At 57.1% G+C, this 20651-nt stretch carries 23 protein-coding genes; 15 read left to right on the top strand and 8 right to left on the bottom strand.

The features are described from left to right. Window position 1 precedes the first annotated feature (1 nt). From BXU06_RS00760 to BXU06_RS00765, 3 genes are all read left to right on the top strand, one after another. Window positions 2-1822, top strand: coding sequence for a tetratricopeptide repeat-containing response regulator (locus BXU06_RS00760; protein WP_077296052.1), 1821 nt, complete (start codon window positions 2-4; stop codon window positions 1820-1822). A 266-nt stretch (window positions 1823-2088) separates the two neighbouring features. After that, window positions 2089-2241: a hypothetical protein gene (locus BXU06_RS17635; RefSeq protein ID WP_171982071.1), complete on the top strand. Its 153-nt coding sequence runs from the start codon at window positions 2089-2091 to the stop codon at window positions 2239-2241. 170 nt (window positions 2242-2411) lie between these two features. Further along, the gene (locus tag BXU06_RS00765; RefSeq protein WP_077296053.1) at window positions 2412-2627 is read left to right on the top strand and encodes a YdcH family protein; all 216 of its coding nucleotides are present in this window, start codon (window positions 2412-2414) and stop codon (window positions 2625-2627) included. Window positions 2628-2717: 90 nt separating this feature from the next. On the opposite strand, the gene BXU06_RS00770 is transcribed toward BXU06_RS00765, so the two are convergent. Genes BXU06_RS00770 through BXU06_RS00790 form a run of 5 tightly spaced genes read right to left on the bottom strand, consistent with a single transcriptional unit; the run spans window position 2718 to window position 6209 of the window. Next, window positions 2718-3608, bottom strand: a complete 891-nt coding sequence (locus BXU06_RS00770) for a patatin-like phospholipase family protein (RefSeq protein ID WP_077296054.1) — start codon at window positions 3606-3608, stop codon at window positions 2718-2720. Continuing rightward, on the bottom strand, window positions 3605-4519 hold the full coding sequence (gene bioC, locus BXU06_RS00775; protein ID WP_077296055.1) for a malonyl-ACP O-methyltransferase BioC: 915 nt from the start codon (window positions 4517-4519) through the stop codon (window positions 3605-3607). The genes BXU06_RS00770 and bioC overlap by 4 nt, the downstream gene beginning before the upstream one ends. A 19-nt stretch (window positions 4520-4538) precedes the next feature. After that, entirely contained in the window at window positions 4539-5309 is a 771-nt protein-coding gene (gene bioH / locus BXU06_RS00780; RefSeq protein WP_077296056.1) for a pimeloyl-ACP methyl ester esterase BioH, read from the bottom strand. Then, the gene (locus BXU06_RS00785; protein WP_077296057.1) at window positions 5306-5941 is read right to left on the bottom strand and encodes a class I SAM-dependent methyltransferase; all 636 of its coding nucleotides are present in this window, start codon (window positions 5939-5941) and stop codon (window positions 5306-5308) included. The genes bioH and BXU06_RS00785 overlap by 4 nt, the downstream gene beginning before the upstream one ends. Before the next feature lie 31 nt (window positions 5942-5972). Then, window positions 5973-6209, bottom strand: a complete 237-nt coding sequence (locus BXU06_RS00790; protein WP_077296058.1) for an addiction module antidote protein — start codon at window positions 6207-6209, stop codon at window positions 5973-5975. Window positions 6210-6278: 69 nt separating this feature from the next. On the opposite strand from BXU06_RS00790, the gene BXU06_RS00795 reads away from it, so the two are divergent. Further along, on the top strand, window positions 6279-7268 hold the full coding sequence (locus BXU06_RS00795) for an IS5 family transposase (RefSeq protein ID WP_077296059.1): 990 nt from the start codon (window positions 6279-6281) through the stop codon (window positions 7266-7268). Between the two features lie 290 nt (window positions 7269-7558). Here BXU06_RS00795 and BXU06_RS00800 read toward each other — a convergent pair whose 3' ends face one another. Then, window positions 7559-8479, bottom strand: a complete 921-nt coding sequence (locus BXU06_RS00800) for a DMT family transporter (protein WP_077296060.1) — start codon at window positions 8477-8479, stop codon at window positions 7559-7561. Window positions 8480-8598: 119 nt separating this feature from the next. On the opposite strand from BXU06_RS00800, the gene BXU06_RS00805 reads away from it, so the two are divergent. The 11 genes from BXU06_RS00805 to BXU06_RS00850 all read left to right on the top strand — a co-directional run bounded on the left by BXU06_RS00805 (window position 8599) and on the right by BXU06_RS00850 (window position 19823). After that, window positions 8599-9492 carry a LysR substrate-binding domain-containing protein gene (locus BXU06_RS00805; RefSeq protein WP_171982072.1) on the top strand — a complete coding sequence of 298 codons (894 nt, stop codon included), beginning with the start codon at window positions 8599-8601 and terminating at the stop codon, window positions 9490-9492. A 125-nt stretch (window positions 9493-9617) separates the two neighbouring features. After that, entirely contained in the window at window positions 9618-10808 is a 1191-nt protein-coding gene (gene dapC, locus BXU06_RS00810) for a succinyldiaminopimelate transaminase (RefSeq protein WP_077296062.1), read from the top strand. A 333-nt stretch (window positions 10809-11141) separates the two neighbouring features. Continuing rightward, the gene (gene dapD / locus BXU06_RS00815; RefSeq protein ID WP_077296063.1) at window positions 11142-11963 is read left to right on the top strand and encodes a 2,3,4,5-tetrahydropyridine-2,6-dicarboxylate N-succinyltransferase; all 822 of its coding nucleotides are present in this window, start codon (window positions 11142-11144) and stop codon (window positions 11961-11963) included. Window positions 11964-12264: 301 nt separating this feature from the next. After that, complete coding sequence (locus BXU06_RS00820; RefSeq protein ID WP_077296064.1) at window positions 12265-13152, top strand: YafY family protein; 888 nt, start codon at window positions 12265-12267, stop codon at window positions 13150-13152. Window positions 13153-13154: 2 nt separating this feature from the next. Further along, on the top strand, window positions 13155-13349 hold the full coding sequence (locus tag BXU06_RS17165; RefSeq protein ID WP_150125055.1) for a hypothetical protein: 195 nt from the start codon (window positions 13155-13157) through the stop codon (window positions 13347-13349). A gap of 192 nt (window positions 13350-13541) precedes the next feature. Next, a complete protein-coding gene (locus tag BXU06_RS00825) occupies window positions 13542-14459 on the top strand; it encodes an ATP-binding protein (protein ID WP_077296065.1) in 918 nt (305 codons plus the stop codon). Between the two features lie 70 nt (window positions 14460-14529). After that, on the top strand, window positions 14530-15825 hold the full coding sequence (locus tag BXU06_RS00830; RefSeq protein ID WP_077296066.1) for a hypothetical protein: 1296 nt from the start codon (window positions 14530-14532) through the stop codon (window positions 15823-15825). Beyond that, complete coding sequence (locus BXU06_RS00835; protein WP_150125056.1) at window positions 15822-17825, top strand: hypothetical protein; 2004 nt, start codon at window positions 15822-15824, stop codon at window positions 17823-17825. The genes BXU06_RS00830 and BXU06_RS00835 overlap by 4 nt, the downstream gene beginning before the upstream one ends. 5 nt (window positions 17826-17830) lie before the next feature. Further along, complete coding sequence (locus BXU06_RS00840; RefSeq protein WP_077302531.1) at window positions 17831-18466, top strand: OmpA family protein; 636 nt, start codon at window positions 17831-17833, stop codon at window positions 18464-18466. 229 nt (window positions 18467-18695) lie between these two features. Continuing rightward, complete coding sequence (locus BXU06_RS00845; RefSeq protein WP_077296068.1) at window positions 18696-19280, top strand: DUF4339 domain-containing protein; 585 nt, start codon at window positions 18696-18698, stop codon at window positions 19278-19280. A gap of 57 nt (window positions 19281-19337) precedes the next feature. Beyond that, window positions 19338-19823, top strand: a complete 486-nt coding sequence (locus tag BXU06_RS00850) for a hypothetical protein (protein WP_150125057.1) — start codon at window positions 19338-19340, stop codon at window positions 19821-19823. A gap of 54 nt (window positions 19824-19877) precedes the next feature. Here BXU06_RS00850 and BXU06_RS00855 read toward each other — a convergent pair whose 3' ends face one another. Together BXU06_RS00855 and BXU06_RS00860 are read right to left on the bottom strand one after the other, a co-directional pair. After that, window positions 19878-20342: a hypothetical protein gene (locus tag BXU06_RS00855; RefSeq protein WP_077296070.1), complete on the bottom strand. Its 465-nt coding sequence runs from the start codon at window positions 20340-20342 to the stop codon at window positions 19878-19880. Window positions 20343-20346: 4 nt separating this feature from the next. After that, window positions 20347-20649, bottom strand: coding sequence for a hypothetical protein (locus BXU06_RS00860; RefSeq protein ID WP_077296071.1), 303 nt, complete (start codon window positions 20647-20649; stop codon window positions 20347-20349). Between the last annotated feature and the right edge of the window lie 2 nt (window positions 20650-20651).

Below are 20651 nucleotides of genomic sequence, written 5' to 3' on the forward strand. Positions count from 1 at the left end.
TATGTCTAAAGATCAACCACTGTCGGCTTCTTATCAGACGCTGCTGAACCGGTCCAATCCGAAACTGATGAGCCACGACGAGCAGAACCCCTACGCGTCCAAACTGATCCTGATTGTGGATTCGGTGCCGGAAATGCAACGGGCGTTGACCATGACCCTGGCCAGCTTCGGTGCCAACAAGGTGGAGTTTGCCACCCGACCTGGCGACGCCATGGCCAAGCTTGGGCGTTACTCGTTTGATATCGTGCTGTGCGACTTTGACCTGGGCAACGGCTACGACGGCCTGCACCTGCTGGAAGAAGCCAAGTCGCGCAATCTGATCAAGCAGTCCTGCGTGTTCATGATCGTGTCTGGCGAGCGCCGCTCACAGCGCGTGCTGGCCGCCGCCGAACTGGAGCCGGATGGCTACCTGCTCAAACCCTTTACTGGCGAACAACTGCGCGTGCGGCTGGACCGCGCCATGCGCCGGCGCGAATCGTTCCGCTGTGTGGACGACGCGCTCAAGCAGAACGATCTCCTGGTGGCGATCAACTCGTGTAATGAGCGGATTTCCGACGGGGACGAGTTTGCCCTGGACTTCATGCGTCTGCGCGGCACCCTGTCGCTGAAGATTGGCGACTATCTGTCGGCCAAGTCGCTGTACGAAGAAGTGATGGCGATCAAGGCGCAGCCGTGGGCGCAACTGGGGCTGGCCAAATCGCTGACCCAGCTCAAGCAGTACGACGAAGCCAAGGTGATGTTTGACGAAGTGCTGTCGAAAAATGGCCGGGTGATGGAAGCCTACGACTGGCTGGCCAAGCTGCACGAAGCGCAGAACGATCTGGCCGCCGCCCAGGAAACCCTGGAAAACGCCGTGCAGCTGTCGCCGCTGGCCATCCGCCGCCAGAAGGAACTGGCGGAAGTGGCCGTGCAGAATCACGACTACGACACCGCCGAGCGCGCACTGAAAAAAACCATCGACGTGGCCAAGTATTCGGTGTACCGCGCCGTGGAAGACTACGCCGCGCTGGCGCGGGTGCAGATTGCCAAGGGCGACCTGCAGTCGGCCACCCAGACCGCTGGCACCGTGCGCCGCGAGTTCCGCCACAATGCCACCGCCGAGTGGATGGCCAGCATCATCGACAGCCAGGTGTACAAGAAGCAGGGTCAGCCGCACCGGGGCCGGGAACTGCTCGACGAAGCGATCAAGCGCATGCCCGAGCTGGAAGAAAAACTCTCGCAGCAGGCCAAGATGGAGCTGATTCAGGCCTGCTATGCGCAGGGCCGCGAAGACGTGGGCAACCGCATGGTGCAGGACATCGTGCGCAACAACCATGATAACCAGCATGTGCTCGACCGCCTGACCCGCATCTACGAACAGGTGGACCGTCTGGAAGTGGGCAAGCAGCTGATTGCCGAAAACGTTCAGTCGGTGGTCGACATCAACAACCAGGCCGTGCGCCTGGCCCAGGCCGGCCAGCTGGAAGACGCCGTGCACATGTTCTCGCAGGCGGTGGAAGAGCTGCCGCACAACCAGCAGATCCTGCTCAACGCGGTCAACGCCATCCTGGCCATGGTGCATCGCAAGGGCTGGCACGAAACCTATATGGCGCATGCTTACAACTACCTGGAACGGGTGCGCCAGATGGACCCGCTCAACGGCAAGTACCAGAAGCTGCATCGCTCCTACCGTCAGGTGATCGAACAGCATGGCAAACAGCAATGGACGCCGATGCTGCCCAAAACCGAGGAAGAGCTGGCTGCCGAGGCTGCTGCGGTGGAGGCCACGGCCAAAAATACCAAGCCGGGCGGCACCCGGCCACCGGTAAAAACCGTCAGCTAAGCGGGGTGGGCTGGAACAGGCCCGGTGTGTCCGCTGTGCGGGGCACACCGGGCCTATGCATGATAGGGGGCCATCGGTGGGGTGCCGCTGGGCGGCGCATGCCTTTGTCAGATAAAAAACTGTTTTAATTCAACCTGTCATGGCGGGTTGGCATGGTGTGACAGGATTGCGACACTTGTGTGCGTGTCTTCGGCATGATGCTGGTCAAGCGCGCCACAGGCTTCTATGATTTGTGCAGTGCAACACATCTCATCAGGAGCCCGACCATGACCGACCACGCCAACGCCACGCTCAGCGAAACCAGCGAACACAGCAGCGACACGCTGCAATACCCCTACACCATCACCGAAAAACTGCAGGACAGCCTGCATCAGGCGCTGGACAGCGCCGAGTCACCGCGCGACCTGGGTATTGCCTGATTGCTTCCGGGCCAAACCCTGCCCCACCCTGGCTGGCCGACTGATGGCCATGCACCTTGGTGGGGCAAATTTTGTGCGCTGGATCAAGACAAACACCGGGTGATGCGAGTAGTATAAAACCGTGTCACGGCAGCGCTGTTGCTGCCCGTCCCATCATCAAGGAGTGCCGTATGTTTCCCGAGTATCGTGACCTGATCACCCGCCTGAAAACCGAAGACGCCCACTTTACCCGTCTGTTCGACAAGCACAACGCCATCGATCAGCAAATCAAGAACATGGAAGCGCGCATCGAACCGGGCTCCCCGGAAGAAATCGAAACGCTGAAAAAAGAAAAGCTGCACCTGAAGGACGAGCTCTACACCATTCTGCGCACCGCCGCCGCCTGAGGCCAGCCGCCCGCAACGGGGTGACGGAGTGACAACGCCCGCCTGACGTTCTGTCGGCGGGCGTTTTGGCGTCTGCCTATCCTATGCCGCTTACAGCTTCAATGCCCGCCGAATGGCCGGCAGCGCCGCCTGTGCGGCCTTTTCGCCTTCCAGAATTGCCTGGTTTTTCTGAGCAAAGTCGGTCGAGCCAATCCGGGAAATATCCGGACGAATCACCACTGTGGCGCGCTGCAGCTCCGCTTCGCCCAGTTTCTGCCCCATGATATTCAGCGTCTGGTCCAGCGTGTTCAGCGTGCCGCTGCCTGGCTTGCGGCTGGGTTTGGTGGAAATATCCACCGCAATCACAATATCGGCCCCCATTTCCCGGGCGGCGTATACCGGCACCGGGCTGACCACGCCGCCATCCACGTATTTGCGCCCCTGAATCAGCACGGGTTCAAATACACCGGGCACTGCTGCCGAGGCGCGCACCGCCTGGCCGGTGTTGCCGCGCCGGAACACCACCCGGTTGCCATTGGTCAGATCGGTGACCACCGCGCCAAAGGCGCGGTTGAGCTTTTCAATCGGGCGCTGGCTGACTTGCTGGTTGATATAGCGCTCCAGCTTTTCGCCCTTCACAAAGCCGCTTTCACCCAGAATCAGGTCGCTGATCGACGCGGGATCCAGCGCCACCGCCATATTCTGCAACTGTATGCCGGTGTAGCCGGCAGCATACAGGCTGCCTACCACCGCACCGGCGCTGGTGCCGGTGACAATGTCCGGATAAATCCCGTGTGATTCCAGCAACTTGATCACCCCAACATGGGCAAAGCCCTTGGCCGCGCCGCCGCCCAGCGCCAGGGCGAGCTTGGGCTTGCTGGCTGGCGTGGGGGCGGGGGGCGCGCTGGCGCAGGCGCTCAGGCACAGGGCGGCGGCCAGGGTCAGCAGGCGGCGGCGGGAGAGGGTGAGCAGGGGGGCAGTGCTTACAGCAGGGTGTGTCATCGGCGCGGGGTATCGGGGCGAGGTTGGAATTCAATGATCTGGCTGCCGTCGTCCAGCTTGCGGCTGGGGCGTTGCGCCGGCTTCCAGGCGTGGCCGTACACCACTTCGTAGGTGGCTGGCAGCTTGCCGTCGCGGCGCAGGGCATCGTAGCGGGCGGTGATATCGCGCCAGGCGGTTTTGCCCATCAGGCCGGTTTTGCGCCCCTGGGTGACGTTATGCGCACCAATGCCTTTCAGGTCGTGCATCACGCCCTTGATGTCATCGTAGGTGAGGACGATTTTTTCCATGTCCATCACCGGCGTGGCAAAGCCGGTGCGCACCAGCGCATCGCCAATGTCGTGCATGTCGATAAAGCGGTTGACGTGCGTGTGGCCGTCGATGCCGGCAAAGGCGTGGTTCAATTCGCACAGGGTGTCCGGCCCCAGGGTGGCAAACATCAGCAAGCCATCCACGCGCAGGGCACGGTGGAATTCGGCAAATACCTGATCCGGGGTATTCACCCACTGAATGGCCAGGCTGGACCAGACCATGTCCACGCTGGCGCTGGCCAGCGGCAGCTGTTCGATGTCGGCGCACAGCTGCCAGGGCTCGGCCTTGCGGAACAGCCGGCCCAGCAGGCCGCCGCGTGGCGCAGCCTGCTGTTTTTGCCGGGACACCTGCAGCATGCTCGGTGCCAGGTCCAGCTCGATCACCTGAGCGTCGGGGTAGCGGCTGCGCAAGCCCACCGCCCCGTAGCCGGTGCCGCTGCCGGCATCCAGAATACGCAACGGCGCGTGGCGGATATAGTCCAGGCGCTCGCTCATGCGGTCGGACACTTCGCGCTGCAACACCGCAGCGCCATCGTAGCTGTGCGCGGCGCGGTCAAACGCCTCACGCACGCGGGATTTGTCGGTATAAAACGGTTCGGTCATCAGTATTACCGGCGTCACGTCAGGCGTGGCGCTGCAAAAAGGGAATCAGGTCAGCCAGAAACTCGGCTTCGTGCGACAGGAACGGCGCATGCGAAGCCTGGGGAAATTCGGTGAGCGAGCAGCCCGGAATGGTCGCCGCCAGCCAGCGCGCCGCGCCAATCGGCGTCAGCGCGTCGCGCTGGCCGTAGCTCAGGTGGGTGGGCACGCGCAGGCTGGGCAGTTCCGGGCGCACATCGCTGCTTTCCAGCACCGCCAGCGCATCGTCCAGCGCGCTGGGGCGGCCATGGGCAAACAGCTGGTGCTTCATCTCGGCCAGCACGGCGTGCGCCGAATCGCTGCCCAGGGTTTGCAGGGCCAGAAAACGGCGCAGGGTTTGCTCGAACTGCTGGCCCAGATTATCGGCAAACTGGCGCATCACCGCCACTGGCTGGGCATGCGGCCAGTCGGCCTGCTGCATAAAGCACGGGCTGGACGCCACCAGGGTCAGGCTTTTGACCGAGGCCGGCGCATCCAGCGCCCAGCGCGCCCCCACCAGGCCGCCCAGCGACCAGCCCACCACCTGCACCGGCAGCGGAAAACTGGCCTGCAGCGCCTGGGCCAGCGCCGGCAGGGTGTACGGGGCCACGCTGGCGCTATGGCCATGGCCGGGCAAGTCTACCTGATGCACGGTAAAGTGGTCGGCCAGCGCCGCCGCCACCCGCGCCCACACGCCGCCGTGCAGGCCCCAGCCATGCACCAGCACCACATCCGGACCGCGTCCGCTGGTTTCAAAATATAAAGAAGGGCTCATGCCGGCCTATCATCCGCAGAATCGGACAGTTTGACCAGCTGTATCACCCGAAAGGTTCCGCCCCACAGGGCCGGCTCGTCATGCGCCACACGCAATTGGGTGTAGCCGACAATGTCGGCAAAGCGGCGGTTGATGTCGGTGGCCAGCCAGCGCAGCGGCACATTCAGCGCCTGTCGCCAGCGCGGTGGGGTGGTGCCATCGGGCAGGAATTTGTCGAAAATCGCCACCCGCCCGCCGGGGGCCAGCACCCGCTCCACCTCGCGCAGGGTGCGGATCGGGTCGTCCACCACGGCGAGAATCAGGTGCAGTACCACCAGGGTGTAATGGTTGTCTGGCGCATCCAGCGCTTCGGCATTCATCACCCGCGCGTCAACCGTCATCCCCAGCCGCGTCGCCCGTTTGCGCAAGCGCGCCAGCATGGCCGGTGAAATATCCGTGGCCACCAGCTCGGCGCAGCTGCCCAGCTCGGGCAAATCCAGCCCGGTGCCCGCCCCGACCAGCAACACCCGGTCGCGCGCCCCCGGTCCGGCCAGCCGGATGGAACGCTGCCGCTGCCGGCTGAAACGCCCGGCCAGCAGATCGTAGATCGGGGCGTACAGCGAGTAGCGCAGGTGGGGCCAGGAAGGGGGCATGATCGGGCTCGGGGGGATTGACGGGCTTGGGTTAGGGGTGGCGCACCGGGGTGGCGGTGAGTCTGACCCCCAGCGCGTGCAGCAGTTTCAGCACGGTATCGTAGCGCGGCTTGGCCCCTGGCGTGAGCGCCTTGTACAGGCTTTCCCGCCCCAGCCCGGCGGCGTTGGCCAGCTGCGTCATGCCGCGCGCCCGTGCGACATCGCGTATTGCCGCCAGCAACACATCCGGATTGGGGTCTTCCAATGCAGCGTTTAGGGACGCGCTGATTTATTCCCCAACAGCTGGCTCGAAGTCTCCTGATCTGCGAACATCAGCACATTGAACGTGGATGGTCACATGAAGACGCAAGCAAGCTTTTCCGAACTGGAATACGCGACAAAGAAGAAGGTCACTCGGCGTGACCGGTTTCTTGACGAGATCAACAAAGTGACGCCCTGGGCCGCCTTGGTCGCGCAGATTGAGCCCTTCTACCCAAAAGGAACAGGCCGGGGCCGACCGCCGATTGGCGTAGCGCGGATGCTGCGAATGTACATCGCCCAACAATGCTTCGGACTCTCAGACGAAGGCATCGAAGACGCCATCTATGACAGCCAGGCCATCCGGGGATTTGTTGGCATAGACCTGTCGCGGGAGTCTGCACCAGACGCCACCACCCTGCTCAAGTTCCGCCGCCTGCTGGAAACGCACCAGCTGACCGAGCGCATCTTCGAGACCATCAACGCCCTACTGGCCGCGAAGGGCCTGATCCTCAAGGAAGGCACGGTTGTTGACGCCACCATCATTGCTGCGCCGTCCTCGACCAAAAATCGAAGCGGTGAGCGTGATCCTGAAATGCATCAGACCAAAAAGGGCAACCAGTGGTACTTCGGCATGAAGGCACACATTGGGGTGGATGCTGAAACGGGCATCGTGCATACCCTGGTCACCACGTCAGCCAACATCAGCGATGTTACCCAGGCGCATGCCTTGCTGCATGGCGAAGAGCGGCTTGCCTTTGGCGATGCAGGCTACCAAGGGGTTGAGAAGCGGGAAGAGAACCGGGGCAGGCGGGTTGAATGGGAAATTGCCATGCGTGCGGGCAAGCGCAAGGCGTTGCCGGATACGCCGGTCGGACGACTGCAGGAGCGGATCGAACAGGCCAGGGCCAGGATCCGGGCCAAGGTTGAACATCCGTTCAAGATCATCAAGAACCTCTTTGGCATGAAGAAGGTGTCCTACCGTGGGCTGGCGAAGAACACGGCGCGGCTGCACACCCTTTTTGGGTTGGCGAATCTGTTGACGGCCAGGCGGCGACTGTTTGCGCTGAACACCCAAGGTGCGTCCTGAAAGGGGGAAATGAGGAAATTTGCCGCCTGACAGGGTGAAGACTGACCGAAAATGACGGTGAGCAGGCATTTTTTACTCGCCCAAGCGCTCATGCCGAATCGATGCGGCCCGCTTCGGTCTTCTTTGGTGAAATGCTGATTTTTTCAGCGCGTCCTTAGGTACAGGGCGATGGTTTCCTCATCGTCCAGATAGTCTGCTGCGTCAAACGGGGTAACTTGGGTCATGGGTTATTCTCCAATCACGCCAAGTGTATCCATAAGGATACACTTGGCCAAGCTTTTATTTTCTTCTCACCGCCTCACCACCAACCCCAGCCCCGCCACAATCGGCAGTGCTCCCAGCAAATCCGTCAGTGTCACTGTTTCGCCCAGCAGCGCCACGGCCAGCAGGGTGCCAAACAGCGGGTTGAGCAGGTGAAAGCTGCTGGCCTTGGCCGCGCCGCCGTGGCGCACCAGCCACAGCAGCATCAGCGTGGTGCCAATCGACACCACGGTGGCCTGATAGGCCAGGCTGGCCAGTACCAGCGGGGTGGGGGTGAGCTGCAGGCCTTCAAACCATAGCGCGGGCGGCAGCAACACCAGGCCGCTGGCCAGGAGTTGCAGGCGGGCGATGCGCCAGGGGTTGAGCTGGCTGGCGGCGCGGCGGTTGAACAGGGTGGACACCGCCAGCGCCAGCGTGCCGGTCAGAATCATGCCCACGCCTAGCAGGGCGGCGTCATCCAGTGCGGCAGTGCCTCCGGCGCGACCGGCCATGATCCACGCCACGCCGCCCAGGCCGCACAGCAGGCCCAGCAGCCGACGTGCGCCCAGCGGTTCGTGCAGCCACAGCGCCGCCATGGCGGCGGTGATCAGCGGGCTGGTGCTGACCAGAATCGCGGTCAGCCCGGCGGGCACATGGCGCAGGCCATGGTAGCCCAGCCCCAGATAGACGGCATTGGTCAACAGGCCGGCAATCAGCGCGTGCCGCCAGGCCGAGGCGGGGGCCTGGGCTTGTTCTGGGGTGTCACCGGGCAGCCAGCGTCGCAGCAGCCACAGCAGCGCGCCCGCTGACAAAAACCGCAGGCTGAGCAGGGTGAACGGCCCGCAGCCGGTCATTGCCTGTTTGCCGGCGATGAACGCCGAGCTCCAGATCAGGCTGAAGGCGCAGCCGACCACGGCAATGCGCCAGGCGGGGGTGGACAGTGCCGGGGACGGCAGGGACAAGCTGGACATGATGGGCTCCGGGTGGACAGTGCATGGCCTCACTGTATCGGCGCGTAGCTTATTTGCAAAATTGATAATTCATGCTTGATAATCAGCTAATACAATTTTGCTTGCCCTGAGGAATGCCGATGTCTGCCCTTGCCCGCCATCTGGAGCTGGACTGGCTGCGTGCGCTGGTCACCATTGTCGATTGTGGCAGTTTTTCTGTGGCTGCCGAGCAACTGGGGCGCAGCCAGTCGGCCATCAGCCTGCAAATCAAGCGGCTGGAAGATACCGTGGGCCAGCCGGTGCTGCTGCGCAGCCAGGGCCGGGTAAGCGGGCCAACCGGCGAGGGCCGCGTGTTGCTGGATTATGGCCGGCGCATGCTGCGGCTGAACGACGAGGCCTGGGCTTGCTTTGCTCAGCCCACGCTGGCGGGCCGCTTGCGGCTGGGTTTGCCGGAAGAACTGATGGAGAGCGTGTTTCCGCCGGTGCTGGCGGCGTTTTCCCGTGCCTGCCCCAGAGTGGTGCTGTCGGTGCGCTGCGATTTGTCGGTCAAGCTGGCAGCGCAGCTGGACGCCGGCGAGCTGGATCTGGCCCTGGCCAAGCGCGTGGCCGGCCAGCCGGCGGCCACGCTGGGCGACGGCTGGCAGGTGCTGCGCCGCGAGCCCTTGTGCTGGTTTCGTGCTGACGGCAGCGAAGCGGGCGAGCAGCGTCCGCTGCCGCTGGCGGTGTTTCATGAAGGCTGCGTGTTTCGCGGCGCGGCGCTGGGTGCGCTGGCGGCCAGCGGCCAGCGCGGCGAAGTGCGCTTTACCGGCAGCAGCATCACCGCCTTGCGTCATGCCGTGCTGGCCGGGCTGGCCATTGCCCCGTTGCCGGCCAGCCTGGGCGTGGCTGGCATGCACCCGATTGGCACCGGCCTGCCGGATTTGCCCGATTGCGAACTGGTGGCACGGTTTGCCGCTGGCGAAGCGCAGCCGGCAGCCCAGCGGCTATGGGGCTTGCTGGCCGAACAACTGCGCCAGCCGGCCAGACCGGGGTGAGTGGGCATCCGTGCCCGCAGGCCGTACCTGCGCAGCCCTGCATCTTTGCTTTGCGTAAACCGTCTGTAACTTTTACCATTGACGGTTGTGCTGCCTCCCACCCATTTTCCACTCGCGAAACGCCGATGAACCCGAACCTGTCGCTGCTGCAACCGTATCCGTTCCAGAAACTGCGCGAGCTGTTCCGTGAGGTCAGCCCCAACCCGGCGCTGACGCCGGTCAACCTGTCGATTGGCGAGCCCAAGCACGCCACCCCGGCCCTGGTGACCGATGCCCTGGTGGCCAATCTGGCCGGCCTGGCCCAGTACCCGGCCACCCAGGGCAGCGAGGCACTGCGCAGCGCCGCCGCCAGCTGGCTGAGCCGCCGCTACGGCCTGCGCGCGCTGGATATCCAGCGTGAAATCCTGCCGGTGAACGGCAGCCGCGAAGCGCTGTTTGCCTTTGCCCAGGCGGTGATCGACCCCAGCGCCGGCAAGCCGGTGGTGATTTCGCCCAACCCGTTTTACCAGATTTACGAAGGCGCGGCGCTGCTGGCCGGGGCCGAACCGTACTACGTGAACTGTCTGGCCGACCAGCGGTTTCAGCCAGACTGGGCCAGCGTGCCAGAAGCCATCTGGCAGCGTACCCAGCTGGTGTTTGTCTGCAGCCCTGGCAACCCCACCGGCAGCGTGATGTCGCTGAACGACTGGCAGGATCTGTTTGAACTGTCGGACCGCTACGGCTTTGTGATTGCCTCGGACGAGTGCTATTCGGAAATCTACTTCGACACCCCGCCGCTGGGTGGGCTGGAAGCCGCCGCCACGCTGGGCCGCGACGACTTTACCAATCTGGTGATGTTTACCAGCCTGTCCAAGCGCTCCAATGTGCCAGGCATGCGCTCCGGTTTTGTCGCCGGCGACGCCCGCGTGCTGGAAAAATTCCTGCTCTACCGCACTTACCACGGTTCAGCGATGAGCCCGGCCATTCAGGCCGCCAGCGTGGCCGCGTGGGGCGACGAAGCCCACGTCGAGCATAACCGCCAACTGTACGCCGAGAAGTTTGCCGCCGTGACCCCGCTGATTGCCCAGGCGCTGGACGTCAGCTTGCCTGAGGCCAGCTTTTACCTGTGGGCCAAAGTGCCCGGCGACGATGCCGAGTTTGCCCGCGAGCTCTACCGCGAACAGCACGTGACCGTGCTGCCCGGCAGTTTTCTGGCGCGCGATGCCCACGGTGTTAACCCTGGCGCGGGCTATATCCGCATTGCCCTGGTGGCCCCGCTGGCCGACTGCCTGGAAGCCGCCCACCGCGTGGTGGCGTTTGCCCGCAGCCGCGCCTGATGCCTGTTAGGGATACGCTGAGAAAATCGTCATTCCCGCGAAGGCGGGAATCCAGAGTGTTGATTTTGCTGGGTTTTGCTTTTGGCAAACACGATTTTTCTGAATCAATCCGCGCGTCCTTAGCCGTCGGGCGTGTGTTCTTTAAGGAAACGCTGAACAAGTGGTTATCCCCGCGCAGGCGGAAATCCCGGATGTTGATTTTGCCGGGTTTTGCGTGCAGCAAAAACAGTTGTTCTGCATTCATCAGCGTTTCATTAATTGTTCTTTAACTCTGTTCTTTTAGAAGATATTTGCATGTCTGTTCCCATCCGTATCGCCAGAGGCCTTAATACCATGCACCCGATCCAGACCCTGATCGACGAATCCTTTGAAAAACGCGCTGACATCTCGCCGGCCACCGCCTCGCCCGAACTGAAATCTGCGGTGATGCAGGTCATCGACGAGCTCGACACTGGCCGCATCCGCGTGGCGGAAAAGCACGGTGACGAATGGGTGGTGAACCAGTGGGTGAAAAAAGCCGTGCTGCTGTCGTTCCGCATCCGCGACAACGCGCCGATGGCCGGCGGCTGCATGCAGTACTACGACAAGGTGGACACCAAGTTTGCCGACTACACCGAACGTGAATTCCGCGAAGGTGGTTTCCGCGTGGTGCCCAACGCCGTTGCCCGTCGCGGCAGCTTCATCGGCAAGAATGTGGTGCTGATGCCGTCCTACGTGAACATTGGTGCCTATGTGGACGAAGGCACCATGGTGGACACCTGGGCCACCGTCGGTTCGTGCGCGCAAATCGGCAAGAACGTGCATCTGTCCGGTGGCGTGGGCATTGGCGGCGTGCTGGAACCGCTGCAAGCCAACCCGACCATCATCGAAGACAACTGCTTCATCGGCGCGCGCTCGGAAGTGGTGGAAGGCGTGATTGTCGGCGAAGGCTCGGTGATCTCGATGGGCGTGTACATTGGCCAGTCCACCAAGATTTACGACCGCGAAACCGGCGAAGTCAGCTATGGCCGCATCCCGCCGGGCTCGGTGGTGGTGTCGGGCAACCTGCCGTCGGCAGACGGTAGCCACAGCCTGTACTGCGCGGTGATCGTCAAGAAAGTGGACGCCAAGACCCGCGCCAAGACCAGCATCAATGAGCTGCTGCGCGGGGTGTAAGCGCTGAGGCGGGCCAGTGTGACGCCAGCCTGTCTGTTATGCCGTTGCAGGTGAAATTGAAAAAAGCCGGTGTTTTCTTGAATGAAAACACCGGCTTTTTTGCTGTCAGCGCGAGATGATGGTGGGAATTTCGCATTCTTTGAAATTTCAGCCGAAGCGCGTAAAAATACGCCACTAGCGTTGCCATGCGCCGCAGTCTTAAAGCATACTCCGATATGACAATTTCCGATCCGTACTGACATGCCCTGTCAGGCTGATGTGGTTTACTTGCCGGGTTACTCTACTTTTTGCGGACTGCCTCATGTCGGTTGACTCACCCAAACACGAAATGCTGGCCAACCGGCTGGCGGAAATCCTGCTCAAGCTCAATCTGGACGAACGGCCCAGCCGTCAGGAGCTGGCCGCAGAGTTCAAGGTGACCGAACGGACCATCTATCGCGACTTGAACCGCCTTGGCAGCATTGTCGAACAACTGCCGGATGGGCGTTACCAGCTGGTGAGCCAATACCGGGGCAAGCTCAAGCCTAAAGACCTGCAATCCTTCGCCCAGCTGGCCGGGGTGGAGCAACTGTTTCCAGAAGCCAGCCCGCAGTTTCTGGTGGCCTTGCTCGATACCCTGTGCCAAGGCAGCCTTCTGGTGCATGGCCACCAATACGAGCGCTTCAAACCTCACGACAAAAGCTTTGATCAATTGAATGAGGCCGTCGCCGGACAACGTGTCTGCCGGCTGACCTATAGCGACAAGCCCCGCGAACTGCACCCCTACCGGCTGATCAACAAAAACGGCATCTGGTATCTGGCCGCCACCGAGCAAGGCCAGCTCAAGGCGTTTGCCTTCAGCCGGATCAGCCAGCTGAAAGTGACCGAGCAGAGCTTTACCCCTGACGCCACGATTCAGGCCAATATCGAAAACGAAGACGACATCTGGTTCAGCCGGGAAAAAACCGAAGTGCTGCTCAGCATCGCCCCCGAAATTGCCTACTATTTCCGCCGCCGCAAGCTGCTGCCCAAGCAGGAACTGGTGCGCGAGCTGGAAAGTGGCGGCTTGATCGTCAGCAGCCAGATCAGCCATGTCGATCAGATCCTGCCGCTGGCCCAGTTCTGGCTGCCGCGCATCCGCGTTGTTGAGCCGGCTTGGCTGCGCGAGCGGCTGGAGACGGTGCTGCGCGATTACCTGGAGCAGAAGTGACCATGCCGGTTGCTGCGCGTCCGTTGCTTTATCAGTGCCCGGCTTGCGGCTGGCGGCATATCGTGACCCCCATCGGCGATGTGCTGCTGGGCGAGCCTGCTGCATGCCTGCACTGTGGCCATCATCCCCTTTCCATCCAGCCGGCCAGTTTGTTTCAGGCTGCGCTCAAGCGTTTACTGGAGTTTCGACAATCATGAGCGAATTGCAAGACCTTGCCCGCAGTATTATTGATGCGATTGTCAAAGATGCACCGGCCACGCTCAGGCTAGTGGTGGGTAGGAAGTGCTTGGTATATATTTTATGACTTATGATATGATTAATGGCATTCTGCATTTTTTACAAGAGCGTGTGCGCGCACCGTCTCTAAACTGATAAGGCCTTGAGTGAAAATGGAAGAGCTGCCTATTTCTGAAAAATTGCCTAACCAATCTATTCATGAGTTACGTAGCCCTCGTATTTCATTAGAAAATGATGTGGTCTTGGCACCTGAAACTCGCCGAATGTTTGAGGAGGCGATTGGCGCTATGCGACATCATAAAACAATTTATACGGACTGGGGGTTTGGTGCAGTTGACCCAATGGGCCGTAACATGATTCTCAACCTGTATGGGCCTCCGGGCACAGGTAAGACATTGGCAGCTGAAGCGCTGGCTGGTACGTTAAAGCGCCAGTACCTACATATTGGCATCTCAGAACTTGAAAGCAAGTATGTAGGTGAAACCGCAAAAAACATCACTGCAGCATTCAAATCTGCTGCAGCTGAAGGCGCTCTGTTGTTTTTTGATGAGGCTGACACTCTGCTGGGTGCGCGCCTTTCCTCTGTTACCCAAGGCATTGATAATGAAATCAATTCGATGCGCTCAACGTTACTGATTGAGTTGGAGCGCTTCGATGGTATTGTTGTTTTTGCGACCAATTTTGCAAAAAACTACGATAACGCTTTTGTTAGCCGTATTCGCTACCATATTGAGTTCAAACTTCCCGATTTAGAAGGGAGAAAACTATTGTGGCAGCGCTTGCTTGTGCCTGGTGTCCCTTTGGCTGAAGATCGTGATTCTATTATTGAGCGCTGTGCCATTGCTTCCGATGGCTTATCTGGCCGAGAGATCCGAACAGTTCTTCGTACAGCGTTCCCTCGCGCCCTTGTTGAGCATGTAGAAAATCCATGTGTTCAATGGAGACATTTTGAGACGGCAATTGCCGATGTGCATGCGGCAAATCGTAATGTTGGTAGTTATAAGCATGTGGTGAGTAATGATAATGTTAGCTCTGATGCTGGGAGAAAATTACTAGGTTTTTCTGATTGATTTCTATTGCATATCTTTTTGGGTGTGCGCAACCATTTATATTGTATGAATTATTGCTAGGGAGTTAGGCATGGGATTTTGGAGCTCAGTAGGGAGTTTTTGTAGCTCAGTTGTCAGTTCAGTTAGCCGAGCAGCCAGTGCAGCCTGGGAGACGACAAAAGACATTGCTAGCAAGGCTGTAGGTTGGATGGCGGAAAAAGCAGAAAGCTTTGTTGATAATGTAAAAGAGGTTTGGCGTACGGTTAAGCCTTATATCGAGCAAACACGCAAAGTATTGCAAACAGCTGCCAAGGTGGTAGGGATACCCTGGCTTAGCTCTGCGTTAACGATGCTCGACAAAGGCTTGGGCGCATTGATTGCATTTGAAGATTCGCCAATTGCCAAAAAAGTTGATGCTGCGATCAAATGGGCGATCGAGTTGGCTCAACGCTGGCAGAAAGCTAAGCCTGGGCAGCAAACCGAGCAAGAGGATGGCCTGCTTTCTGCTGATGAGCTTGAGGTTGCCAAAAAGCATCAGGAAAATCTTCGTTTTGCTGAACGTGAAGTTGTTTCAGAAGACCAACGGCACCAGCTAGAACTGGCATCAGCCATCAATGATTTTGAGATTGCAAAGAAGGACTTGGCAGATACTATTGATGCTGCTCCAACTGATTTTGAGCATTATCTTCGTCTCCGTGCTACACAAAAGCTACTTAATATGGCTGACAAGAAATTCCGTGTAGCAAAAAATGTAGATGACTTGACCGCCGATGATTTGTTCCTTGTGCGCATTGCTTCTGATCTTATTAAAGCAAAGCCAGAGCTTAGTAAGGAGGCTGCTGTACGTTTGGATCGCCTATTAACTGAACGCTATGGTAAAAGGCTTACCCCCTTTGTTTTTGAAGAGCTTATCGCATCATGGGCTAAGCGTGTTGAGGCATTGAAGGAGAAATGGGATGCCAGCAACCGTAGTTATGCCAACGAGAAAATGCTACTAAAAAGATTAGGGCATGCCAAAGAAATTCAAATTGAGCTGTCTGCTGAAGAGTCGGCAGCGCTATCTAGACTTGAGATTGAGGTGCCTGCACAAAAACAGGCGCTTGATGATCTGGATACTCAGCAGCGTGATATCAAGCGCTATGTTGGTGCGGCAGAAGGCTTTTTGCAGTTGTTGGAAAAAACACCTAAACAGATTGAAAAGGAAGATCGTAGCTACTTGCTTGAGGATGGCGCACATATTGGCAAGCTCCTTATTGATTGCGCAGAGAACAACAAAAAGTTTAAAGACTTAGCCGAGGAAGATCAGTCGTTGGTTACTGACTATGCCAATATTTTCCAGAGGGAATCGGAACGTCGTATGAAAGAAATTTTGGAGGTTACTGTATGAACCCGAGTGAAATTCTTGGTTTTTTATTGCCACAATTGAACGACCCTCTACAGATGGTATTTCTTGCCATTATTTTATTAATGATGGGGGTTACCATCATTAGCGCACATCGATCTGCGCATCCTACATCATGGGAAAAGAAATGGAATCGAGGGGCACCTGATAACTCTAGTAATGCTCTGGATATTGAGCATGGCAGTGTAACGGACCTTTGGCATGCCGTGGCAACAGCCCCGGAAAAATTGGCTGAGATTATGCCTGGTATGCTATTAGTTATCGGTTTGTTAGGCACTTTTCTTGGCTTAGGCCTAGCTCTTAATCATGCATCGAATATTCTTGGCCAAGCGGATGCTTTAAGTGCAAGTGGTGCAGCAAATAGCATGCAGGATTTATTAAGCTTGCTGCAAGGGTTGGGCACTAAATTCAAAACATCAACTTGGGGTATTGCTGGATTTGTCTTGCTCAAGATCTGGAGTGAATTGACGCGTTTTGAGGAAAAGCGCCTGACATGGGTTATTGGCAAGGTGAAAATTGAGCTGGAAAACCGAAAACAGGAGCAGTCTTTTGCAGAGGTAGTCAAGCAAAAATCGTTGTTTGACCAAATTGATGGTGCATCCAGTAAAATGGTTTCTGGGTTTGCTGAGCAGATTACTCAATTGATGGAGAGCAATAAATCTTTGCATCAGCATGCCCAGGAATACTCGGATGGGAAAATCAAAGGCATCCGCGATGATCTTGGGCAGATTCGTGCCGTGACTCAGATTACCAGTGCTGCGATGGTTGCTGGGTTTGCTGAGCAGATTGCGCAACTGATGGAGAGCAATAAATCTTTGCATCAACATGCCCAGGAATATTCGGATGGGAAAATCAAGGGCATCCGTGATGATCTTGGGCAGATTCGTGCTGTGACTCAGATTACCAGTGCTGCGATGGTTGCTGGGTTTGCTGAGCAGATTGCTCAACTGATGGAGAGCAATAAATCTTTGCATCAACATGCCCAGGAATATTCGGATGGGAAAATCAAGGGCATCCGTGATGATCTTGGACAGATTTATGCCATGACCCAGATTACCAGCACTGCAATGGCACAGTTTACTGAAGGAACTCAAGGTGTTGTCGAAAATATGGCTGAAGCTGCCCAGCGCATGGCTATGGCATCACAAAGTATGGCAAGTGGTGCTGATAAAGTAGGTGCTGGCGCCAATGAGCTAGTAAGTGCAATTGATGCCTTTAAAAGCCAATTCACTGAAGTGCTTGATAATGTGCGCAAAGACTTGGGGGCCGCAATTCATAATATGAGTACCCAGGCTTCTGAAACATTGGAACGTGGCAGTACGCAACTCGGAAATGCAACAAGAGAGATATCTACTGCTCTTGGTGTATTGTCCTCTGATGTTAAGGACACAATGAGTGAAGTTAAAACTTCCATAAATAAGGCGCTTGAAGCCCAGCTGCGAGCAGCCACTGAATTTACTGTATCTAGTGGATTCTTGAACGAAAATATTGCGGCAACCACTGAGATGGTTCACAAATTGACCCGGCCAATTGAAGATGGATTACGTTCAGTGTCTGAATCTGGTCAACATATGCGGGGAATTGGTCAAAATCTTAAACAATCCATTGACAGCATGGAACAGATTGCCACTAATTTGGTAGAGCTACCTGCTACATTAGAGCCACTGAGAACCTTGCCTAGTAAACAGCAAGAACTGATTTCTGCGCTCTCTCCCTTATGTGCTCTTCCTGCACAGCAGCAGGCGATTCTGGTGGAGCTTCAAAAATTAATTGCTATTAATTTGGTCGAGCTACCTGCTACATTAGAGCCACTGAGAACCTTGCCTAGTAAACAGCAGGAATTGATCTCTGCACTCTCTCCCTTAGGTGCTCTTCCTGCACAGCAGCAGGCGATTCTGGTGGAGCTTCAAAAATTACGGGATGATCTGAATTCATACACTAAAGTAACAAAGCTGGCAGACCCTGTGCTGACTGAAAGCGATTGAACGCCATGAAAGACAAGCCAAGTGAATGGATCGCCATTTCTGACCTCATGGCTGGTGTCATGGCTGTGGTCATGCTACTGCTGGTAGTTTCCGTGTTACAGAAAAGCATGAGTGAAAGACACTATCAGGAAGAGCTGGCCAAAACGAAGGGATCTATGAATGATCCTATCGTCAAGGTAACACAGGCGCTTAGTGAAATGCTTAGCAAGCCTGGAGCAACTGAGTTGATGGCGCTTGATCAGAAGACCAATCGACTCACGCTACGTGATGGCGTATTTACTCGTGGTAGCGCCTGTCTTACCTCTGAGGCCCGAGCTGCTGTTGAGGCAGTGCAAGGCCAATTAGCACAATTTTTGAGGAGCAGCCCGAAGGCACGCATTTTAGTAGAGGGCTATACTGATAACCTACCAGTCAAGCAGCCTGTTACCGATTACCAGCGCTTTTGTACTGTGTATGATGATAATTTTACTCTTTCTGCCGCTCGTGCTCGTGAAGCTCGTCGAGCTTTGGTTGGTACGCTTGATGATCAGGCATTAAAACGTATTGTTGTAGCTGGTTATGGGGAGTCTCGGCCACTTGAGGGGTTACATCCTTCCGACTCGAAAAACCGTCGCGTAGAGGTCCAGTTTGTTATGGACTAAATTCAAATATACCCAAGCGTCACTACTAAAAAACCCAGAGCTAGATTTTTTTTAGTCTCTGGGTTTTTTAACATTTATCTTTATTCGTACTAAAGATAAACGGCCACACATATACGACTCTACCTGTCAGTCCACTCTGTTTTAATTGTTCATGCATCGTGCCTTTGCCAGCCAGCCAGTCTGCTGGTGGCTTTCTGCATTTACCTCAATATCCCGATCAGGAGAGATCATGGACGCCGTAACGCAAAACCAATCTGACAAGCAGTGGTTCTACGAAAGCGAAGGACAGCGCAAGGGCGGTGTGCCCGAGGTAGAAATCATCGCATTGATTAAAGAAGGAAAACTCACCCATGGCGCTGCCGTCTGGTGCAAGGGCATGCCTGACTGGATGAAAATTGAAAACACCGAGCTACGTGTGCATCTGGATGACAGCGCGCCGCCGCCACTGACGGGCGAGCATGTCAACAACACGCTGGTGTGGGTGCTGGCGTTTGCTCCGCTACTGGGCTTTATTCTGGAGGGCCTGGTTGCAGGGTTTGTTTATCGTGGAAATGACCATCTCATTGAGTTGGCCATGGCACATAACAAGTTCTGGTATGTGACCATTGCCTTGAACATCGGTCTGTCGTTCTGGGATGAAAAGCGTCTGCAGGAAGGTGGATTGAATACTGAAAAATTCAAGGGCTGGGTGTGGCTGGTGCCCGTGTATCTGTTTCAGCGTGCCAAGGCGCTAAAACATAATATGGCCTATTTCGCCGTGTGGATTGGTGCTTTTGTGCTGATGTTGAGCATGGCTGCTGAATATAGCCGCTAAATCTGCTTGGCGTATGCATCGATCTGCCCGACAGGTGCATCGCTCCTGTGAGATGACATGCCCTGCTGTGCATTCATCGAAAAAATCTGCGCTGGTTCATTGGCGAGTGACGCATCCTGTCAGCAGCCTATGTTGAAATGTACTGACCCGTTTCTGGGAAGCGGTGGTTTTGAATATTCAACATGGAGTTTCGGTATGTCTGTTTTGGGTAAATGGCGGTCTTTGTCTTTGGGGTTTTGTGCTCTTGTGATGGTTGCTGGGTCAACACTGGCTCAGGCAGAGAGCGTGCCAAAGTTCAAGCAAGGGGAGGATTATGCGCAGGTCCGCAGTAAATTGCTGAATGCCGGCTGGAAGCCACGGCGTATGCCAGATGCCGATCAATGCATGCAGGGAGATGATCGTTGCCAGGGTCGGCCCGAGATGGAAGCTTGTGCAGGAAGTGGTCGAGCCAATTGCCGCTTCGCCTGGAAGCGGGCTGGGGCGCTTCTGACCATTTTTACGGTAGGTTCGCCCGCCGTGTTTGAGGCTGCCAGCAATGAGTAGCTTTTGAACGAGAACGCCCCTTGCTCATTTCATGGGTAGGGGGCTTCTTGCTGTTTAGTTGCGTACTTTTCGAACCACTTCAAAAGGAAGGATATTTTCCGCACAGGCCGAGAATAATGCGCCAAAGAGCCTTTGGTCGTCTGTGAGTATGGTGTGATCCGCCGCCAGCCTCACCAGTGAGCTATCGGTGAGGCCATAGGCCAAAAATGTGTCTTGGGCACTGTCTGTCGCGATGTCGGAATGAACCTGCCTGAACTGCGCAAACAGAATCCTGGCGGTTTCATACGCTAATCGGGCCGCGTAGCCACGCAGATCAATCAGGTTGGACACTTCCGCCGCAATGTAGGGGGTGATGCACACCTCCTGGTGATTGACCATGACATCAATAACTGTCTGGTAATCTTGCAGGGTGAATTTATTCAGGCGTTTGGAGTTCTTGATGTGCCGGCCACCTTCTACTGCGCCAATCACAAGCAAAAGCAACAGGTTTGTGTCGATGATCAGCTTCTTTTGAGCCACGGCTTTAGGTTTCCGTGTAGGGTTTGAAACCTTTGAATTGCCCGCTGTGGCTGTCCACAAAGAAAACTTTGCATTCCCGGCGTTTTTTCATGATCGCAGCCAGCGCTATCAGGTTGGCTGCTGCGGGGTCTGGCGCATTGTCAGAGGCAGGCGGGGCATCACCCGCCAGTTCATAACTGAGGGTGATTTCATAAAGCGAACTGTCGGCAGAGAGCAATGCCCCCTCAAGCACCAAGTCTCTGGCACCTTTTACCAGCTTCTCGACATGCTGCTGGGCGATGCGGATCGCCTCGTCAAACTCTATCATCG

Origin of the sequence: Aquaspirillum sp. LM1 (assembly GCF_002002905.1) — a bacterium.
GTDB lineage: Bacteria > Pseudomonadota > Gammaproteobacteria > Burkholderiales > Aquaspirillaceae > Rivihabitans.

Bases quoted from the DNA above. Each gene is read 5' to 3' on its own strand.
- BXU06_RS00760 (WP_077296052.1), top strand. From the start codon at position 2: ATGTCTAAAGATCAACCACTGTCGGCTTCTTATCAGACGCTGCTGAAC.
- BXU06_RS17635 (WP_171982071.1), top strand. From the start codon at position 2,089: ATGACCGACCACGCCAACGCCACGCTCAGCGAAACCAGCGAACACAGC.
- BXU06_RS00765 (WP_077296053.1), top strand. From the start codon at position 2,412: ATGTTTCCCGAGTATCGTGACCTGATCACCCGCCTGAAAACCGAAGAC.
- BXU06_RS00770 (WP_077296054.1), bottom strand. From the start codon at position 3,608: ATGACACACCCTGCTGTAAGCACTGCCCCCCTGCTCACCCTCTCCCGC.
- bioC (WP_077296055.1), bottom strand. From the start codon at position 4,519: ATGACCGAACCGTTTTATACCGACAAATCCCGCGTGCGTGAGGCGTTT.
- bioH (WP_077296056.1), bottom strand. From the start codon at position 5,309: ATGAGCCCTTCTTTATATTTTGAAACCAGCGGACGCGGTCCGGATGTG.
- BXU06_RS00785 (WP_077296057.1), bottom strand. From the start codon at position 5,941: ATGCCCCCTTCCTGGCCCCACCTGCGCTACTCGCTGTACGCCCCGATC.
- BXU06_RS00795 (WP_077296059.1), top strand. From the start codon at position 6,279: ATGAAGACGCAAGCAAGCTTTTCCGAACTGGAATACGCGACAAAGAAG.
- BXU06_RS00800 (WP_077296060.1), bottom strand. From the start codon at position 8,479: ATGTCCAGCTTGTCCCTGCCGTCCCCGGCACTGTCCACCCCCGCCTGG.
- BXU06_RS00805 (WP_171982072.1), top strand. From the start codon at position 8,599: ATGTCTGCCCTTGCCCGCCATCTGGAGCTGGACTGGCTGCGTGCGCTG.
- dapC (WP_077296062.1), top strand. From the start codon at position 9,618: ATGAACCCGAACCTGTCGCTGCTGCAACCGTATCCGTTCCAGAAACTG.
- dapD (WP_077296063.1), top strand. From the start codon at position 11,142: ATGCACCCGATCCAGACCCTGATCGACGAATCCTTTGAAAAACGCGCT.
- BXU06_RS00820 (WP_077296064.1), top strand. From the start codon at position 12,265: ATGTCGGTTGACTCACCCAAACACGAAATGCTGGCCAACCGGCTGGCG.
- BXU06_RS17165 (WP_150125055.1), top strand. From the start codon at position 13,155: ATGCCGGTTGCTGCGCGTCCGTTGCTTTATCAGTGCCCGGCTTGCGGC.
- BXU06_RS00825 (WP_077296065.1), top strand. From the start codon at position 13,542: ATGGAAGAGCTGCCTATTTCTGAAAAATTGCCTAACCAATCTATTCAT.
- BXU06_RS00830 (WP_077296066.1), top strand. From the start codon at position 14,530: ATGGGATTTTGGAGCTCAGTAGGGAGTTTTTGTAGCTCAGTTGTCAGT.
- BXU06_RS00835 (WP_150125056.1), top strand. From the start codon at position 15,822: ATGAACCCGAGTGAAATTCTTGGTTTTTTATTGCCACAATTGAACGAC.
- BXU06_RS00840 (WP_077302531.1), top strand. From the start codon at position 17,831: ATGAAAGACAAGCCAAGTGAATGGATCGCCATTTCTGACCTCATGGCT.
- BXU06_RS00845 (WP_077296068.1), top strand. From the start codon at position 18,696: ATGGACGCCGTAACGCAAAACCAATCTGACAAGCAGTGGTTCTACGAA.
- BXU06_RS00850 (WP_150125057.1), top strand. From the start codon at position 19,338: ATGCCCTGCTGTGCATTCATCGAAAAAATCTGCGCTGGTTCATTGGCG.
- BXU06_RS00860 (WP_077296071.1), bottom strand. From the start codon at position 20,649: ATGATAGAGTTTGACGAGGCGATCCGCATCGCCCAGCAGCATGTCGAG.